Below are 17,318 nucleotides of genomic sequence, written 5' to 3' on the forward strand. Positions count from 1 at the left end.
TCCTGCCACCGCCCGGCCCGATCCCGGTGCAGGCGGGCCCCCACACACCGGGCTGCCGCCCGAACGGCCCACGCCCCCTGGCTCCCTGTGCCCGCCGCCGAAACGCTTCAGCTCGTGGGATAACCGGTTCGGCCCGGCGCGTTGCGACCGTACGCTGCCCGCATGTCTCTCGTGGATCTCGGTGCGCACGCCGAGGAGTTCAACGCCGACCCCTATCCCTTCTACGCCGCGCTGCGCCAGGCGGGCCCGGTCCACCGGGTGGAGATCGGTGGAGAACGCTCGTGGCTGGTCGTCGGCCACGAGGAGGCCCGGCAGGCCCTGACCCACCCGGCCCTGTCCAAGAACTGGCTCGGCTCGGAACTCTTCGACACGACCCAGGCCTACGCCGCCAACCGCAACATGCTGGAGTCCGACCCGCCCCACCACACCCGGCTGCGCCGCCTGGTGGCCCGCGAGTTCACCTCCCGCCGCGTCGAGGCCCTGCGCCCCCGCGTCCAGCAGGTGACCGACGAGCTGCTGGACGTGATGGCCGCCCGCCCCGACCGCCGGGCCGACCTGATCCGGTCCTTCGCCGCGCCCCTGCCGATGACCGTCATATGCGAGCTGCTCGGCGTCCCCGACCTCGACCAGGAGCGCTTCCGCTTCTGGTCGAGCGAGATCGTGACCTCGGCGGACGCCGCCGGCCCGGACGGCCGAGCCATGGAGCAGATGACCGCGTACCTCTTCGAACTGGTCGGGGCCAAGGCCCAGGATCCCGGCGAGGACCTGCTCAGCGCCCTCATCCGGACGCGCGACGAGGACGGCGATCAGCTCGCCCCGGACGAGCTGATCGGGATGGCCTTCCTGCTGCTGGTGGCCGGCCACGAGACCACGGTGAACCTGATCGGCAACGGCGTACGCGCCCTGCTCGCGCACCCCGACCAGTTGGCGGCCCTGCGCGCCGACCCGGACGGGCTGATCGACGGCGCCGTGGAGGAGATGCTCCGCTACGACGGCCCCGTCCAGCACGCCACGTACCGCTTCGCCCGCGCCGATCTGGAGATCGGCTCCACGTACATCGAGGCCGGCTCCTCGGTCCTCGTCGCCCTCGCGGCGGCCGACCGCGACCCGGCACGCTTCAAGGAGCCCGGTCCGGACGTCTTCGACATCCGCCGCACCGGCCAGAGCCACCTGGCCTTCGGCCACGGCATCCACTTCTGCCTCGGCGCCCCGCTGGCCCGCATGGAGGGCCGGATCGCGATCCGTTCCCTGCTGGAACGCTTCCCCGACCTCGCCGAGGACCCGGAGGCGGGGCCCCGCGACTGGCTCCCGGGTTCCCTGATGCGGGGCGTGAGCCGGCTCCCGCTGCGCTGGTAGCCGGGGCGCCTCAGCCCTTGCGGGCCAGCAGGAAGCCCTGTGGGCCCTTCTCGTTCTCGTCGGCCTCCCGCACCAGGCGGGCCACCTCGACGAGCCCGGCCCCGGCCAGCAGTTCGGCGATCAGGTCCGGCGGCGTCCAGTACACGTCGAGGTCGACCGGATGCCCGTAGGCGTGCTCCAACCGGAGCCTGCGGTCGCCGGCCTTGAACGCGATCAGGAAGAGACCGCCCGGCGCCAGCACCCGCGCGAACTCGGCGAACAGCGCGGCCAGTTCCGTCGGCGGGGTGTGCACCGTCGAGTACCAGGCCAGCACCCCGCCGAGCACGCCGTCCGCCACGTCCAACGCCGCCATCGACCCGACGTCGAAGCGCAGTCCCGGATACGTCCGCCGGGCCACCGCCACCATCGCCGGGGACAGGTCGACGCCGAACGTCGGTACGCCCAGCCCGTCCAGATGTGCCGTGACCCGGCCCGGCCCGCAGCCGACGTCCGCGACAGCGCGTTCCGCGCCGCCCTCGTTCCCACCGCGTACGTACTCGGCGAACGCGGCCAGCATCGCCCGGTCCAGGGGCTTGTCGAACAACTCCGTGCCGAGGAGCCGGGCGTAGTCGACGGCGACGGTGTCGTAGGACGCCCGTACGGAGCTCAGACCCGAGGTACCTGTCATGCCCCCGGACAGTAGCCCGCCCGGCGCGCCGGTTCACCCCCCGGTCAGTGAACGGCGGACGGATGGGGCAGGTCCGCCCACTGATCACCGGGTACCCCGGGGCTCAGCCGCATCAGGGTCAGCGCCTTGGACGGCAGCGGCCCGGCGAGCAGCGCCTCGGTGTCGGCGGTGGCGGGCATGGCCGATGCCGCCGCGGCGAGGTCTTCGCCGAGGGCGCCGGCCGAGCCGGCGGTGGCCCCGAGCGCCCCGGCGAGCAGGGACCCGAAGAGCTTGCGCCGCAGCACGGTCACGTCGTCGGTGATCAGTCGGCCGGACAGCGGCGGCACCGGCAGACCGTGCCGCGCGAGGCGGGCCGGGCTGATCCGGATGTCGGCGAGGTCGCGGTAGACCAGCCGCAGCGGGGTCCCCGAGGCGGAGAGTACGACGAGGAGGTTCTGGCCGTGGGCCTCCAGCGCCACCCCGAGGTCCAGTGCGCGCAGGCACACCGAGAGCGCCAGGCGGGCGAAGCCGGCGCGCCAGGCCGCCGAGCGCGCCTCGGGGAGCCCGGCCAGCGCGGCCACCGGGAGCACCCGTTCGCCGGCGGCGGTGTCCGCGTACACCTCGGGCGGTTCGCGCAGCACGGCCGCCAGGTCGGGGCTGTGCGCGGTGGCCGCGCCGAGCGTGCGGGTGATGTGCAGCCGTCCGTCGAGCCGCGCCGCGAGGGTCTCGGCGAAGGCGGAGACGGCCGCCGCCGTCTCGATGGAGTAGACGGAGATGTCGCGGACGGAGGAGGTCAGCCGGGTGCTCAGGGCCGTCTTCACGTGGGCGCCGCCATCGGCGGGCGCCAGCGTGCGCAGGGCCATCAGCGGATGCGCCGCGAAACCGGCCCGCACCGGCTCGTGCTTGAGGGTGTGCGCCGCCTGCCACGGGTGCACCGGCACCAGGATCCGTCCCCCGTCCCGCAGCTCCTCCGGCCAGCCACCGGTGACCAGGCACTCCTCGGCCGGTACGGCGACCAGCCCGAGCTCCACCACCGGCCGGTGCTCGGGCGCGTACGCCAGCTGCTCGGCCACCGAGAAGCCGGGCCGGGAACGGCAGTTCGGGTGGTACGGATGCCCGTCGACGATCCGCTGCTCCCACTCCCAGGTGCTCCGCGCGGCGGTGTCCCGCCCGGCGGGCGGCTGCCCGGCCCGGGAGAGCGCGAGGCCCGCCGTACTGTCGTCCAGCTCCGCGGCGAACCCGTCCCCGTGCGGCACCCCGAGCGCCGTGACCAGCCGCGCGGCCTGCCCGTACGCCCGACCGTCGAGCAGCAACTCGTCCACGTACGGCCCGGTCGCGTACGGATCCGGCGCCGGCCCCTCCAACCGGCCGCCCCCGGCCAACTCCAGCGCCAGCCCACCCGGCCCCCGCTCCCGGCCCACCACCCACGGCAGCGGCTCGAAGGCCAGCGCCCGCCACAACCGGGTCAGCACGGCCGCCCGGGCGCCGTCCAGCGCACCGGCGTACGCGGCCGAGAGGGCGGGGCGAACGCCGTCCAGCTCGGCGGCGACGGCCTCCTCGGCGGGTGAGGCGGGAAAGTACATGCTGCGGCTCCGCAGATAGTCGCTTCACGGGATGATCACGTCATCATCGCGGATACTGAAGATCACGGCCGGGTGGTCGCGTCCCGCGAACCCCGGCGCACCGGATGGACCGAATGGAACCAGTGGACCTCAACGCCGCCGCCGACGCGTACGCCGCCACCCCGCTCCTGAACTGCCTGCTCCGGGAGGCCGCGGAACCCCTGGGAGGCGACGTCCACCGGCTGCGCGGCAGCGGCCGGCTGCTCCGCGTGCACGGCGGGCGCCGGCCCGGGCGCCCCGAACTGCGCACGGCGGACGGTTGGCATCCGCTCAGCCACACCGAGCTGGTCAAGCTCACCTCCGACGAGCTGGGCCGATCCACCGGAATCCCGAACGACGAACTCCCCGTCGAGATCGCCGACAGCCGCGACGCCATCGCCGCGCTGCTGGCCGCCCGCCTCGCCGCGGAGCCCCCGGCGGATCCGTACCTGCTCTCCGAGCAGTCCCTCGTCATGGGCCACCCGCACCACCCCGCACCCAAGGCCAGGGGCGGGGCCCCGGCCACGAGCTGGCTGCCGTACGCGCCGGAGGCCCATGCCCGCTTCCCGCTGGTCTTCCTCGGGCTGCGCGAGGACCAGTGCGCCGAGGAGGGCGGCCCGGCCGCCGCCGAGGCCATCGACTCCCTCGCGGACGCGCTCGACGGGCCGCGCCCGCCCGCCGGCTACCGACTGCTGCCCGCCCACCCCTGGCAACTCGACCTGGTGGCGACCCGGCCGGCGGTGCGCGAGGCCCTCGCCGACCGTCGACTGCTGCGGCTCGGGGAGGGCCGGCTCCCGGCCTGGCCCACGGCCTCGATCCGGACCCTGTACGTGCCGGACGGCTCCGCCGACCTGTTCGTGAAGTTCAGCCTCGACGTCCGGATCACCAACGACGTGCGCCGGCTGTGGCGCCACGACCTGCTGAAACTGCGCCGCACTGACGCGGCCGTCGAGGCCGGGTTCGCCGCGCTGCGCCGCTGCGGCGGGACCGCCGCCTGGCTCGCCGACCGGGGCTACCGCACCGCCGGGTTCGCCTTCGAGGAACTCGCCGTCCTGGTCCGCGACGGCCTGCGCCGGCACACCGCGCCCGGCGCCATCCCGCTGCTCGCCGCGGGGCTCGCCGAGGGATACCCCGGCAGCCCCCTGGCCGACACCGACGACCCGGCCGCCTGGTGGCGGGCGTACCTGCGCCAGGTCGTGCCGCCCGTACTGGAGCTGTTCGACCGCCACGGGGTCGTCCTGGAGGCCCACCTCCAGAACACCCTGGTCGCGGTCGACGCCGCCGGGATGCCCGCGCAGGCCCTCTTCCGCGACGCGGAGGGCGTCAAGCTCCTGCCGGACCTCCCGCGCGCGGCCGCCTGGCAGCGCCTGGTCTACTGCCTGGTGGTCAACAACCTCACGGAGATCGCGGCGGAACTGGCCGCCCACCACCCGCGCACCGCCCCCCGACTGTGGCCCGCGGCCCGGGAGGAGTTCCTGCACTACGCGGCCACGCACGACCTCCCGGAGATCACGGACCTCCTCACGGCCCCCTACCTCCCGGGCAAAACCAACCTCCTGCTCCGCTGGACCCAAGCGGACGGCGCGGACGCGAGGTACATCCCCCTGCCGAACCCGCTGCGGGCCCCGTCGGCGGACCGGGCCGATCCGTTCGGAACCTCCACCGCGGGGTGACGCCGCCCGGCCGGAGCGAGGTCACCCCCGTGTGACAGCGCTCTCCCGGACGGAGGCGCAGCGGGAGGTACTGCCCGTGCCGTGCCGGTACCAGGCTGCGTCGGTCACCCGGCCATCGGGAAGGGTGTGCCGGGCCGGCCCGTCGCAGGGTTCGAAGCCCGCAGCGCCGAGGGCCCGTCGGCAGTTGTCGTTCGAAGTCTCCGTGCCGGCCCGCACGGTGTGCAGCCCGAAGTGGGCATGGCCGAACCGGGCGGTCGCCGCGACGAGTTCGGTGCCCAGCCCCTGGCCGCGATAGGCCGGGGCGAGTCGCAGGCCGAGGGTGCCGTCGTCGTCCGGGGTGAGTGAACTCATCCCGGCCACGCGGCCTGTTGCCGCGTCGACCGCCAGGAGCCACTGTGTTTCGCCGGGGCCGGGAAGCGGCATCGCCCGGGTCAGCTCCCGGCGCATGGAAGCGGGGAAGGCGCGGAGTCGCTCGGAGCGGTTGCGGTCGTCGATGCCGAGGAGGTGCTCGGCGGTCTCGGCGTTCACGAGCGTGTCGGCGGGCCAGCCGAGCCACCGCTGTGCCTCGGCATCGGCTCCGGCCGCCTTGGCGACCTCAACGTCAAGGACATCGCGGGGGGTGTACAGCACCAGCCTGGCGGTGCGCAGCACGTGGCGGCCGTCGCCGCACCGATCGGGCACGGGCCTCGGGCGGTTCGATCGTATGTGCCACATCGTCGGCATCTCCTCACACGGGACTCGCGGCGGCCCGCTCCCACCCGCCGCCAGGGGCTCCGGCGTAGGCCTTGTCCGGGCGGCCCCCGGCGACGGCGCGGGGCGTCCCGCGTGCCCGAGCGTACGGTCGGGGTAAGGAATCGGCCAAGGTGGGCGGCTCGGGCCGAGACCCCTCACCGAAAGGTATAGACCAATGCTAGGTTGGTTGGGCAGACCGCGCAGTCCTTGACCACCCGTCAGAGGAGATGCCATGCCCTCCCCTTCGCGGGGCGGCGGCTCGGCCGCCATGCCCAAGTACCAGCGGATCGCCGCAGCGTTGCGGCGCGAGCTCGACCACACCGCGCACACCCCCGGCGCCCGGTTGCCCTCCGAGCGCACCCTGGCCGCCCGGTACCAGGTCAACCGGCAGACCATCAGGGCCGCCCTCCAACACCTGCGCGAGGACGGTCTCGTCGTCACCGGCCGGCGCGGGACGCGACCCGTCGGAGTGGCCGCGCCGCCGGCCCCCGCGCCCACCCCCGCACCCACCCCCGCCGCCCAGAGCCGGCTCACCCTGGTCACCGTGCCGCCCTCGCTCGCCGGGCTGCTCGGGATGCGCGGCGGGGAGCGCACCCTGGTGCACCACCGCCGGGAACGCGGCCCGGCCGGGGAGACCCTGCGGGACGCCGTCACCTACTTCAGTCCCGGCGCCCTCGCCCGGAGCCCCGAACTGGCTCGCTGTCGCGACCGCGTGGCGGCGCCCGGCGTCGAGGACCTGCAGGCACTGCAGCGCTGGCTCGACCGGGCCGCCCTGGCCGGCCGGGTCGCCGAGACCCTCACCATGACCCGGACCACCCACCCCCCGGTCGGCGGCGCGACCTGCGGCCTGACCGCGCGCCGCACCCTGCACGACGGCTCCGGCCGGCTGCTGGCCGTCACCGACCTGGCCTTTCCCACCTGGGACCGGCTGATCCTCCACCGGGACCGACTCCACCACGCGACCACCGGCTTCCGCGTTACGTAGCTCACACCCGCGGGCCGCCCGGGGTCAGGGTCCGACTGCCGGTCGCGCACTGTGGCCTCCGACACGCCCCGCGCGGCGGTGCGCCGGCCCCGGCGGCAGGTCGGGCCCACCGCGCGTCCGGTCCAACTCGGGTCCGGGGAGGCGCGTACCCGCCCTCGGCCACCCCGCCCGTGGCGGGCGCTCCCGTAGCGGGTCCCACGTCCCCGCAAGTGACCAGGATCACGCCCGAGTTTGCTTGGGCGAACGAATGCAGGGCATGGTCGACGGTGGAGCGGAACCACGCACTCCGGCCGGCGTGCCGGAGGCGAGGCGCACACGGGCAGATCCCGTCCCGCTCTACGGCCCGCCGGTCCGCCCGGCGCACGCCGTACCCGTACGACCCGTGAGGTTTATGTGTCCACGCTCCAAGCCGAGCACGTCTACAAGGTGTTCGGACGACGACCCGGCGACGCCGTCCGCGCACTCGAAGGCGGCACCGGCCGCGACGAGTTGCGCGCCGAGGGGACCACGGCCGCGGTGATCGACGCCTCGTTCAGCGTCGAACCCGGCCAGATCTTCGTCGTCATGGGTCTGTCGGGATCCGGCAAGTCCACGCTGCTGCGCATGCTGAACGGACTGCTGGAGCCCACCGCGGGACGCATCCTGTTCGGCGGCCAGGACCTCACCGCGCTCAGCGCGGGCGAGCTGCGCCGCGTACGCTCCACGAAGATCTCCATGGTCTTCCAGCACTTCGCGCTCTTCCCGCACCGCAACGTCCTGGAGAACGCCGGCTACGGCCTCGAGGTCCAGGGCGTGCCCCGCGCCGAGCGCGACCGGCGCGCGGCCGAGGCCCTGGCGCTGTGCGGACTGGAGGGCTGGGAGAAGTCCTGGCCCGACGAGCTCTCCGGCGGCATGCAGCAGCGCGTCGGCCTCGCCCGGGCCCTGGCCACCGACGCCGACCTGCTGCTGATGGACGAGTCCTTCAGCGCCCTGGACCCGCTGATCCGCCGCGACATGCAGGACCAGCTGCTGGAGCTCCAGCAGCGCTTCAAGAAGACCATCGTCTTCATCACCCACGACCTCAACGAGGCCATGCGCATCGGCGACGGCATCGCCGTCATGCGCGACGGCCGCATCGTCCAGCAGGGCACGGCCGAGGACATCCTCATCCGTCCCGCCGACGAGTACGTCGCCTCCTTCATCCAGGACGTGGACCGGTCGCGAGTGCTCACGGCCGATGCCGTCATGGACGTGCCTCCCCTCGACGAGGACACCTGCGACTGCCCCACCGTCCAGGCCGACACCCCGCTCGCCGACCTGTGCGGGGTCAGCGCCCGCGTCCCGCACCCGGTCGCCGTCACCGACGCCGACGGCGCCGTCATCGGCTCCGTACCGCAGGACCGGCTCATCGCCTTCATCGGCGACGAACAACGGCCGCCCATGGCCTGCACGGAGGTGGCAGCCTGATGCCCCGCCTGCACCTCGGAGCCTGGGTCGACAGCGGAGTCGACTTCCTCCAGCGCCACCTGTCCTGGCTGTTCGACGCCATCAGCGCGCTCGTCACCGGCCTCTACGACGGCATCGTCGCCGTTCTCTCAGCGCCCGCCCCGCTGCTGTTCGCGGGCATCCTCGCCGTCGCCGCCTGGTGGCTGCGAGGCCTGCTCGCGGGCCTGCTCGCCTTCGCCGGCTTCGCGCTCGTCGACTCCGTCGGCCTGTGGGACGACGCCATGGCCACGCTGTCCCTGGTCCTGGTCGCCACCCTCGTCACCCTGGTCATCGCGATCCCGCTCGGCATCTGGGCCTCGCGGTCCGACCGGGTCAGTGCCGTCCTGCGACCGGCACTCGACTTCATGCAGACCATGCCGGCCATGGTCTACCTCATCCCCGGCATCATCTTCTTCGGGGTGGGCGTGGTGCCCGGCATCATCGCGACCATCATCTTCTCGCTGCCTCCGGGCGTACGGATGACCGAGCTCGGCATCCGCCAGGTCGACGAGGAACTGGTCGAGGCCGCCAACGCCTTCGGCACCACCCCGCGCAACACCCTCGTCCGCGTCCAGCTGCCGCTGGCCCTGCCCACCATCATGGCGGGCGTCAACCAGGTCATCATGCTCGGCCTGTCCATGGTCGTCATCGCCGGCATGGTCGGCGGCGGCGGGCTCGGCGGCGCCGTCTACCGGGCCATCGGCAGCGTCGACATCGGCCTCGGCTTCGAAGCCGGCATCGCCATCGTCATCCTCGCCATGTACCTCGACCGGATGACCGGGGCGCTCGGCCGCCAGGTCTCCCCGCTGGGCCGGCGCGCCCTCGCCAAGGCGCGGTCCGCCGCCGTCGGCGCGGCCAAGGTGTGGAACCACCGCCCCCAGCCGGCACTCGCCGTCGCCGGGGCCGTCGTCCTGGCCCTCGTCGCGGGCGGCCTGAACACCTTCGGCGGGGCCTCCGCCCCGAAGGACGGACCGGCCGGCGCCGCGAACATCGGCAAGGGCCGCACCCTCTCCGTCGGCTACATCCCGTGGGACGAGGGCATCGCCTCCACCTTCCTGTGGAAGGAGCTCCTGGAGCGGCGTGGCTTCAAGGTCGACGCGAAGCAGCTGGAACTGGGCGCCCTGTTCACCGGGCTCGCGGGCGGGCAGCTCGACTTCCAGACCGATGCCTGGCTGCCCGTCACCCAGGAGCAGTACTGGAAGAAGTACGGGAACAAGCTGGACGACCTCGGCCCCTGGTACGGCCCCACCTCGCTGGAGCTGACCGTGCCCTCGTACGTCAAGGACGTCCGCTCGCTCGCCGACCTGAAGGGTAAGTCCGCGCAGTTCAAGGGCCGGATCATCGGCATCGAGCCCAGCGCCGGGGTGATGGGCGCGCTCAAGGAGAAGGTCCTGAAGGAGTACGGCCTGGACACGGAGTACCAGGTCGTCGACGGCTCCACTCCCGGCATGCTCGCCGAGCTCAAGCGGGCCTACGAGAAGAAGGAGCCCGTCGCGGTCGTGCTGTGGTCTCCGCACTGGGCGTACTCGTCGTACGAGCTGACCAAGCTCGAGGACCCGAAGGGGGTCTGGGGCAAGGGCGACGGGATCCACAACGTGGCCCGCAAGGGCTTCGCCGACGACGAGCCCGAAGTGGCCCGCTGGCTCAGCTCGTTCAAGCTCACCGAGAAGCAGCTGACCAGCCTGGAGGCGAAGATCCAGGACACCGGCAAGGGCAAGGAGCAGGAGGCGGTCCGCGCCTGGCTCGACGACCACCCCGAGGTCGACAAGCTCGCCTGACACCGAAAGCGCCGGCGTGCGCAGGACCCAGGGCCACTGGTACGGTCCCGCGCACGCCGGCGCCTCCGCGCGGTGGCCAGGCAAACCACCGCGCGGTTGCTCACCCGAACACGAGCCGCCGGATCAGCCGACCGGGACCCGGTCCGGGGCGTGCCTCGCACCGGCGGCTTCCCCGGCGGGGCGCGGTCGCGCCGGCCACCATGTGGACCGCCCCAGCAGCGCCGCCAGCGCCGGCACCAGCACGATCGACAGCACGAAGGCGGACAGCAGGATCCCGAGCGCCGTCGCGAAGCCGATCTGCTGGGTGGACGGGGCCGGATTGACGGCCAGGCTCCCGAAGGACGCGGCCAGCACCAGGCCCGCCGTGGCGATGGCCGGCGCCGTCTGCCGTACCGCACGGCCCACCGCCGCGCGGGCCGGACCCGGCCGCTCCATCTCCTCCCGGATCCGGTCGCTCATCAGGATGTTGTAGTCCGTGCCCAGCGCGACCACGAACAGGAACAGCACGAGCGGCAGCGTGAAGTCCACCCCGGGCCGGCCCAGGGCGTGCTGGAACACCAGGGTCGAGGCGCCGAGCGTGGCGACGAAGCCCAGCCCGACCGCGGCCAGCAGGATCACCGGCGCGAGCAGACTGCGCAGCAGCGCGAACAGGATCAGCGCGATGAGCGCCGCCGCCACCGGGAACACCACCTTCAGGTCCTCGTCCACGGCCGCCGAGATGTCGGCGAACAGGGCCGGGGTGCCGCCCACGTGCGCCTCCGTACCGGCGGGCGTGTGCGCGGCGACCACCTGCCTGACCGGTCCCGAGACCAGGTCGCGCGCCTCCTGCCGCTGCGGATCGGCCGTCAGGAACAGGTCGATCCGCGCTGCCCGCCCGTCCTCGCTCAGCACCGTGTCCGCGACCCGGCCCACACCGTCGACCCCGGCGAGCGCCCGGGACAGCCCGCCCAACTGCTCGGCGCCGAGCACGGAGCCGTCCCTCGCCGTGACGAACACGCTGGTCGGGTCCGACACCCCGGCCGGCAGGGCGCCCGCTATCTCGGCCGCGGTGACGGTCGCGGCGGTACGCTCCCCACCCGTGCCGCCCTGCCCGTAGTCCATCCGCATCCCCAGCATCCCGGCGGCCAGCCCGCCGAGCAGTGCCACCGAGGCGAGGGTCAGCGCGAGCGGCCGCCGCGCCACCCGCGCGCCCATCCTGGCGGCCGCACCCTCCCGGGGTTCGCGCTTCAGGGCCCGCGAGGGCCAGAACATCTTGCGCCCGGTGACCGCGAGCAGGGCCGGCATGAAGGTGAGGCTGCCCAGCAGCATCACCAGCACGGACACCGCGATGGCCGGTCCGAGCACCCGGAACTGCCCGAAGGAGGCCACCCCGAGCGTGGCGAACGCGGCGACGATGGTCAGCGCCGCGGAGGTGATCGCCGTACCCACCCGCCCCGCGACGGCGGCGGCCGCCTCGTGCCCGGACTGGTCCGGGTGCCGGCGCAGCTGCTCACGGAAGCGGAACAGCAGGAAGAGGAAGTAGTCGATGCCGATGCCCACCAGCACCACATTGATCAACCCCGGTGTGGAATCGGCCAGTCCGGTCCCGGTCAGCAGCGCGGCGCACACCACGACACCGGCCGCCGCCCCGCCGATGACGGAGACGGCCAGCAGCGGCAGCAGGGCCGCAAGGACGCTGCGGAAGACCAGCACGTGCAACAGGACGATGGCCCCGAGCATGAGGATGCCGACCACCATCGTCCTGGTCTTCTCGGCGTCCGTCGAGTCCACGCGATCGGCGATCCCGCCGGTGAAGCCCGTACGCAGCCCTTCCCGCGCGAACTGCTCCCGGACGGAATCCCGGAAGGCCCGATAGGTGTCCTGCACCCCGGGATCGGCCGGATTGCCGGTCAGTTCGGCGGTCAGCAGCCGGAAGGAGCGGTCGGGCGCCGTCATGGCCGGGCTGACGCGGGGGACTTGCGAATGGTCCTGGGTGAAGGGCGGGGCATCCTTGTCCCGGGGCATGACGACCCGGGTCCGGGCCAGCCGCGCGGCCTCCGCGTCGATGCGGGCCTCGTCGGCGGCGCCGAGCGGGGCTCCGTCCGACCTGGCCACCAGCACGGTCAGCGGGTTGGCGTCCGGATCGGCCCCGAACCGTTCCTCGGCGATCTTCAGAGCGGCGGCCGAGTCGTACTGCGCGGGCAGGAACCCGCCGTTGCCGGTCTGGGTGGCGCGGAAGACGAACGCCTGGCCGAGCATGGTCAGCGCGATTCCCAGGACCGCCCAGAGGGCGATGACCTTCCACGGATTCCTCGTCGAGAATCCGGTCAGGGCGCGGATCACTGGTCTCCTCCGGTCTGTACGGTGCCGGCCGGGGGCTCCCGGCCGGACTCCAGACCATCAGGGCCGGGCGGGGAAAACGTCAGGTCGGGGGAGGAGCCGTACGCCGGGACCGGGGTCCGGGCCCGGGCCGCGACCAGGACTCCGGTCCTGGTCCGGATCGTCCCCGCGGCTGGTGGAGGGGAGCGTGGCCGGTGCCAGAATGGATCACCGGACAGCGCGGCCGCGCGAGCCCCGGCGCCGCCGGGGGACGGCCGACGGGGGAGGACCGGCGACGATGGCTACGGGCGAGGATCCAGGCGGGACGAGTTCCCGCACGGACGGCGGTCCGAGCGGCGGCTCGACCGTGGCCGCCGGGACCGCCCGGGGCGCGGGCGCGGGAACCACCCGAGGCGCGGGTGAGACCGCGGCCGGGGATGCGACCCGTGGCGCGGACCGAGGCGGGGCCGGGGGTGGTGCCGACCGGGGCTCGGCCGGGGGTGCGGTCCGAGGCGGGGCCGGGGGTGCGGACCGGGGCGCGGCCGGTGGCCCGGACCCGGTCGGGGGTCGCGGACCGGACCGGGGTCTCGACGCAGGCGCGCGCCGGGCCGCGGATCGCGTCCCTTGGTCCCGCAACGACGCCCTCGTGGCGGTCGGGGCCGGCGCCACCGACCTCATCGGTTTCGCCCTGGGCTCCCGGACCGACGGCGGGTCGCTCGCCGCCGGCGCGGCCGTCATCGCGGTGGTTTCCGGCCTGCCCCTGCTCGCGCGCCGCAGCCACCCGGTGTCCGCCCTCGCCGCCGTGCTGGCCCTCGGCGTGCTGCTGAACCTGGCCACCCCGCACTCCCCGCACTTCGGCCTCACCCTCGTGGTCGCCTTCTACTCGGTGGCCAGGTCCCGGCGGCCGGCCGCCGTGGCGGCGACCGTCCTCGTGGCGGTACCGCTCATCTCCGCGGGACAGAGCGGCTGGCCCCTGCCGTTCGGCTGGTGGGGTCTGCTCGGGAACGCCTTCGTCACTCTGTTCGCCGTCGGCGCGGCCGAGGTGGTCAACCGCCGGCACCGGGAGGCCGAGGCGCACCACAGGCTGCTCGCCGACCGGGCGGTGGCCGAGGAACGCCGCCGGATCGCCCGTGAACTGCACGACATCGTCGCCCACCACATCACCACCATGCAGTTGATGGCCGGCGGGGCCCGCGCCAACCTGTCCCACGATCCGGAGGTGGCCCGCGAGGCCCTCGTCACCTTGGAGGGCTCCGGGCGGCTCGCCCTGCGCGAGATGCGGCAACTCCTGGACGTACTGCGGGCCGGAGAGGAACCGGAGGACACCCTGCCGGCCCCGCAGCCCGGGGCGGCAGACCTCGACCGGATCGTCGCCGAGGCCCGCCTCGCGGGGACGGAGACCGAGTTCACCGTGGACGGGCCGGTCCGGCCGCTCCCGCCGACCGTCGGCCTGACCGTCTTCCGCATCGTGCAGGAGGCGTTGACGAACACCCGCAAGCACGCGGGCCGCCGGGCGCGCGCCCGCGTGCGGCTGACGTACGGACCGCAGGAGGTGGGGGTGGAGGTCCGCGACGACGGAGCGGGAGCGCAGCCACCGGCCGGCCGGCCCGCACAGCGCTCCGGATACGGTCTGATCGGCATGCGCGAGCGCGTCGCCCTCCAGGGCGGCACCCTGGAGGCCGCCGCCCTCGACGAGGGCGGATTCCGGGTCGCGGCCCGCCTCCCGGCCCCGACGGAAGCAGAGGGAACCCGATGATCCGCGTACTCATCGCCGACGACCAGCCACTGGTGCGCCGCGGCCTCGCGCTGATCCTGGGCCCCGACCCGGAGTTCGAGGTGGTCGGCGAGGCCGAGGACGGAGCCCGGGCCGTCGCCCTCGCCGCGGAGCTGAAGCCCGACGTGGTCGTCATGGACATCCGGATGCCGGTCCTCGACGGGGTCAAGGCCACCGAGGAACTGGCGCGGACCCTGCCCGAAACCCGAGTCCTGGCCCTCAGCACCTTCGACATGGACGAGTACGTGGTCGCCGCCCTGCGCGCCGGCGCGTACGGCTTCCTGCCCAAGGACGTCTCCCCGGAGGAACTCGGCGCCGCGGTCCGCATCGTCCACACCGGAGAGGCTGCCGTCGCGCCCCGGCTGCTCACCCGGCTCATCTCCGCCTACGTACGCGCCCCCGCGCGCCCCCGACCACCGGTCGCCGGAGTTCCGGCCGACCTCACCCCGCGCGAGCTGGAGATCTGGCACCTGCTGGCCACCGGCCTGGACAACGCCGAGATCGCCCGGGACCTGGACATCAGCGTCTCCACGGTCAAGAACCACATCACCGGCATCTTCGGCAAGCTGGGCGTCCGCGACCGCGCGCAGGCGGTGATCGCCGCGTACGAATCCGGCCTGGTGTCGGCCGCGGGCGGGAGCGGTTGATCACCAAGTGCCCGCAAGAGGACCGGAATCCCCCTGCCGACCACACCTCTGACCAGCCAAAACACTGGAGGATTCGCCCGTGCGGTGAGGGGTCCGTCCATGGCACAGTGCGATCAGTCCAACCGCACCAGCAGGGAGCCTCCATGCGCGATCCGCACGCCACGCCCCTCGCGGCCGCCCCCGAGTGCCGGCCGGAGCCCGGCCCTCTGCCCGGCTGCCCGGTGTGCGACGGCGCGCCGGAGCGGATCTCCTGGCGCCAGCGCCCGGGTGAGCCGGTGGTGCTGGTCTTCGAGCCCTGCGGCCACCGGCGGGTCTCTGCTGCCGCGCCCGTGCTGACGGTCGTGCTCCGGCATCCGTGACGAAAGTGGATCTTGTTCGCTCTTGATCACGTTTCGTGGGGCGCTGCGAAGCCGCAGTGCCGGCCGCAGTCATCAACAAACGTCTGTGACCAGCACTTTCGCAGCAGGCCATGAACACCCTCTTGCAGTCCCGGTTACGTGCGTGTCATCGCTGTGTCGGGGGCCGGTGGTGTGGCACGGTGGGGTCAGGACGGTTCTACGGCTCCCGCAAGTCAACCTGTTGAGCCGCCCGCGCCACCCGCTCGGTCCCTGGCAGCGTGAGGGGCCGGCGTGGTGCACTGCACGCGCGCGGGACAGGGGCCGCAGGTGGTGCGGGAAATGAGCTGCTGGGATGTCCAGTCGATCGTGTGCTGGAGAGCCTCGAAAGCGGCCTGCCGTATCAACAGGAGAGGCGATCCGCGCAATGGGATCCCAGGAAAGTCGATGGCCATGAAAAGGTTCTCCTCCGCCGGCCCCCTTCCTGTAGTCGTCTGCCTCCTGTTGAGCTTGCTGCTTCCCGGGCGAGCGGCGAGCGCGATTCCCAGCCTGCCCGGCAGTGTGGTGCTCCAGTGGAATGCCGCCGCCCTGCAAGCGGTACAGAACTCCGCGCTGGGACCACCCATGGTGGCCCGGGCCCTGGCCGTCGTGCACACCTGCATGTATGACGCGTGGGCCGCCTACGACAGCACGGCGGTCGGCACTCGACTCGGAGGAACGCTGCGTCGCCCTCCGGGGCAGCGTACGTTGCCCAATAAAGCCAAGGCAGTCAGCTTCGCCGCCTACCGCGCTGCGGTCGACTTGTTTCCTGGCCGCGCCACCACGGATTTCGATCCGTTGATGGCCCGCCTCGGCTACGACTCGGCTGATGCCACGACGGACCTCGACTCAGCCGCCGGTGTGGGCAACGTGGCCTGCCAGGCCGTGCTGAACTTCCGACACGCAGACGGGTCCAACCAACACGGCAACGAGCCCGGTGGATCCGGCCTACCCTACTCCGACTACACCGGCTACCACCCGGCCAACGACCCGATGGACCTGACCCCAGGTGGGTCGTTCAACCCGGCGACGGTGCACGACCCCGACCGCTGGCAGCCGTTGCGCTTTGTCAACGCCGCAGGAGCCACGGTCACGCCGGCCTTTCTGGCCCCCTTCTGGGGAAAAGTGAAGCCGTTCGCGTTCGACCGCGGCGATGCCCTGCGCTCGCCCACCGGGCCCGTGCGATTCGCCACCAACCCGGCCTCCTACCGTGCGCAGGCCCAGGCACTGCTCGGCATCAGCGCGGACCTGACCGACGAACAGAAGTCCATTGCGGAGTACTGGTCCGACGGGCCGGCTTCGGCGACGCCGCCCGGACACTGGAACCTGTTCGCCGAGTACGTCTCCCGCCGCGACCACCACGGCCCGGGCGCGCCAGGGCTCGAGGCCGACGTGAAGATGTTCTTCGCCCTCAACAATGCCCTCCTCGATGCCGGCATCGTCGCCTGGGACAACAAGCAGGCCTTCGACTCGGTGCGCCCCATCACTGCCATCCGCCACCTCTTCCACGGCCGACAGGTACGGGCCTGGGGCGGGCCTGGCCAGGGCGCGAAGACCATCGACGGCGGCACGTGGCTGCCGTACCAGAGGTCGACCTTCCCGACTCCGCCGTTCGCTGAATACTCCTCCGGACACAGCAACTTCAGCGCCGCCGGCGCCGCGATCCTGCGCATGGCCACCGGCAGCGACAAGTTCGGTGCGTCGGTGACGATTGCGGCCGGCTCGTCGAAGGTCGAACCCGGGCTGGTCCCGGCCTGGAACGTCACTCTCACCTGGACGACGTTCACCGACGCCGCCGACCAGGCCGGGATGTCCCGCCGGTACGGTGGCATCCACTTCGAACAGGGTGACCTCGACGCGCGGGCGACGGGACGCGCGTGCGGCGAATCCGCCTGGGACCTCGCCCAGCGTTACTTCAACGGCACTGCGCAAACGGTTGTCCCGTAAGCGCAAGGCGACCTGGCCCCCGGCTTCCGGGGCGCGTCGGTAC

Annotated in this window: 13 protein-coding genes; 9 read left to right on the forward strand and 4 right to left on the reverse strand. The window is 73.3% G+C overall.

Annotation, left to right across the window (positions count from 1 at the left end; genetic code table 11):
• Positions 1–162: 162 nt before the first annotated feature.
• Positions 163–1,356 (forward strand): cytochrome P450, encoded by a 1,194-nt coding sequence (locus ACFV9H_RS13520; protein WP_385397224.1) that lies wholly within the window; start codon positions 163–165, stop codon positions 1,354–1,356.
• Between the two features lie 10 nt (positions 1,357–1,366).
• On the opposite strand, the gene ACFV9H_RS13525 is transcribed toward ACFV9H_RS13520, so the two are convergent.
• On the reverse strand, positions 1,367–2,023 hold the full coding sequence (locus tag ACFV9H_RS13525; protein WP_385397226.1) for a class I SAM-dependent DNA methyltransferase: 657 nt from the start codon (positions 2,021–2,023) through the stop codon (positions 1,367–1,369).
• 44 nt (positions 2,024–2,067) lie between these two features.
• Positions 2,068–3,585, reverse strand: coding sequence for an IucA/IucC family protein (locus tag ACFV9H_RS13530; protein ID WP_385397227.1), 1,518 nt, complete (start codon positions 3,583–3,585; stop codon positions 2,068–2,070).
• A 104-nt stretch (positions 3,586–3,689) separates the two neighbouring features.
• Here ACFV9H_RS13530 and ACFV9H_RS13535 point away from each other — a divergent pair, with 104 nt between their 5' ends.
• Positions 3,690–5,276, forward strand: a complete 1,587-nt coding sequence (locus ACFV9H_RS13535) for an IucA/IucC family protein (RefSeq protein WP_385397229.1) — start codon at positions 3,690–3,692, stop codon at positions 5,274–5,276.
• A 21-nt stretch (positions 5,277–5,297) separates the two neighbouring features.
• On the opposite strand, the gene ACFV9H_RS13540 is transcribed toward ACFV9H_RS13535, so the two are convergent.
• The gene (locus tag ACFV9H_RS13540) at positions 5,298–5,990 is read right to left on the reverse strand and encodes a GNAT family N-acetyltransferase (RefSeq protein ID WP_385397231.1); all 693 of its coding nucleotides are present in this window, start codon (positions 5,988–5,990) and stop codon (positions 5,298–5,300) included.
• A gap of 250 nt (positions 5,991–6,240) precedes the next feature.
• Here ACFV9H_RS13540 and ACFV9H_RS13545 point away from each other — a divergent pair, with 250 nt between their 5' ends.
• The 3 genes from ACFV9H_RS13545 to ACFV9H_RS13555 all read left to right on the forward strand — a co-directional run bounded on the left by ACFV9H_RS13545 (position 6,241) and on the right by ACFV9H_RS13555 (position 10,235).
• Positions 6,241–6,993 carry a GntR family transcriptional regulator gene (locus ACFV9H_RS13545; RefSeq protein ID WP_385397233.1) on the forward strand — a complete coding sequence of 251 codons (753 nt, stop codon included), beginning with the start codon at positions 6,241–6,243 and terminating at the stop codon, positions 6,991–6,993.
• A gap of 393 nt (positions 6,994–7,386) precedes the next feature.
• Positions 7,387–8,439: a glycine betaine/L-proline ABC transporter ATP-binding protein gene (locus ACFV9H_RS13550; RefSeq protein ID WP_385397235.1), complete on the forward strand. Its 1,053-nt coding sequence runs from the start codon at positions 7,387–7,389 to the stop codon at positions 8,437–8,439.
• Positions 8,439–10,235, forward strand: coding sequence for an ABC transporter permease/substrate binding protein (locus ACFV9H_RS13555; RefSeq protein ID WP_385397237.1), 1,797 nt, complete (start codon positions 8,439–8,441; stop codon positions 10,233–10,235). Before ACFV9H_RS13550 ends, ACFV9H_RS13555 begins: the two co-directional genes overlap by 1 nt.
• 123 nt (positions 10,236–10,358) lie before the next feature.
• On the opposite strand, the gene ACFV9H_RS13560 is transcribed toward ACFV9H_RS13555, so the two are convergent.
• Positions 10,359–12,557, reverse strand: a complete 2,199-nt coding sequence (locus ACFV9H_RS13560; RefSeq protein ID WP_385397239.1) for an MMPL family transporter — start codon at positions 12,555–12,557, stop codon at positions 10,359–10,361.
• Positions 12,558–13,179: 622 nt separating this feature from the next.
• On the opposite strand from ACFV9H_RS13560, the gene ACFV9H_RS13565 reads away from it, so the two are divergent.
• From ACFV9H_RS13565 to ACFV9H_RS13580, 4 genes are all read left to right on the forward strand, one after another.
• Positions 13,180–14,289 carry a sensor histidine kinase gene (locus ACFV9H_RS13565; protein ID WP_385397241.1) on the forward strand — a complete coding sequence of 370 codons (1,110 nt, stop codon included), beginning with the start codon at positions 13,180–13,182 and terminating at the stop codon, positions 14,287–14,289.
• On the forward strand, positions 14,286–14,954 hold the full coding sequence (locus ACFV9H_RS13570; RefSeq protein ID WP_385397243.1) for a response regulator: 669 nt from the start codon (positions 14,286–14,288) through the stop codon (positions 14,952–14,954). The genes ACFV9H_RS13565 and ACFV9H_RS13570 overlap by 4 nt, the downstream gene beginning before the upstream one ends.
• A gap of 143 nt (positions 14,955–15,097) precedes the next feature.
• Positions 15,098–15,313, forward strand: a complete 216-nt coding sequence (locus ACFV9H_RS13575) for a hypothetical protein (RefSeq protein ID WP_385397245.1) — start codon at positions 15,098–15,100, stop codon at positions 15,311–15,313.
• Positions 15,314–15,793: 480 nt separating this feature from the next.
• The gene (locus ACFV9H_RS13580) at positions 15,794–17,275 is read left to right on the forward strand and encodes a vanadium-dependent haloperoxidase (RefSeq protein WP_385397247.1); all 1,482 of its coding nucleotides are present in this window, start codon (positions 15,794–15,796) and stop codon (positions 17,273–17,275) included.
• The last annotated feature ends 43 nt before the right edge of the window (positions 17,276–17,318 follow it).

Source organism: Streptomyces sp. NPDC059874, from assembly GCF_042731135.1.
In the GTDB taxonomy this organism is placed as follows: Bacteria; Actinomycetota; Actinomycetes; order Streptomycetales; family Streptomycetaceae; genus Streptomyces.

Excerpts from the sequence above, each read along its gene's own strand:
- ACFV9H_RS13525 (WP_385397226.1), bottom strand. The coding sequence starts at position 2,023 with ATGACAGGTACCTCGGGTCTGAGCTCCGTACGGGCGTCCTACGACACC.
- ACFV9H_RS13575 (WP_385397245.1), top strand. The coding sequence starts at position 15,098 with ATGCGCGATCCGCACGCCACGCCCCTCGCGGCCGCCCCCGAGTGCCGG.
- ACFV9H_RS13555 (WP_385397237.1), top strand. The coding sequence starts at position 8,439 with ATGCCCCGCCTGCACCTCGGAGCCTGGGTCGACAGCGGAGTCGACTTC.
- ACFV9H_RS13530 (WP_385397227.1), bottom strand. The coding sequence starts at position 3,585 with ATGTACTTTCCCGCCTCACCCGCCGAGGAGGCCGTCGCCGCCGAGCTG.
- ACFV9H_RS13520 (WP_385397224.1), top strand. The coding sequence starts at position 163 with ATGTCTCTCGTGGATCTCGGTGCGCACGCCGAGGAGTTCAACGCCGAC.
- ACFV9H_RS13540 (WP_385397231.1), bottom strand. The coding sequence starts at position 5,990 with ATGTGGCACATACGATCGAACCGCCCGAGGCCCGTGCCCGATCGGTGC.
- ACFV9H_RS13570 (WP_385397243.1), top strand. The coding sequence starts at position 14,286 with ATGATCCGCGTACTCATCGCCGACGACCAGCCACTGGTGCGCCGCGGC.
- ACFV9H_RS13535 (WP_385397229.1), top strand. The coding sequence starts at position 3,690 with ATGGACCGAATGGAACCAGTGGACCTCAACGCCGCCGCCGACGCGTAC.
- ACFV9H_RS13545 (WP_385397233.1), top strand. The coding sequence starts at position 6,241 with ATGCCCTCCCCTTCGCGGGGCGGCGGCTCGGCCGCCATGCCCAAGTAC.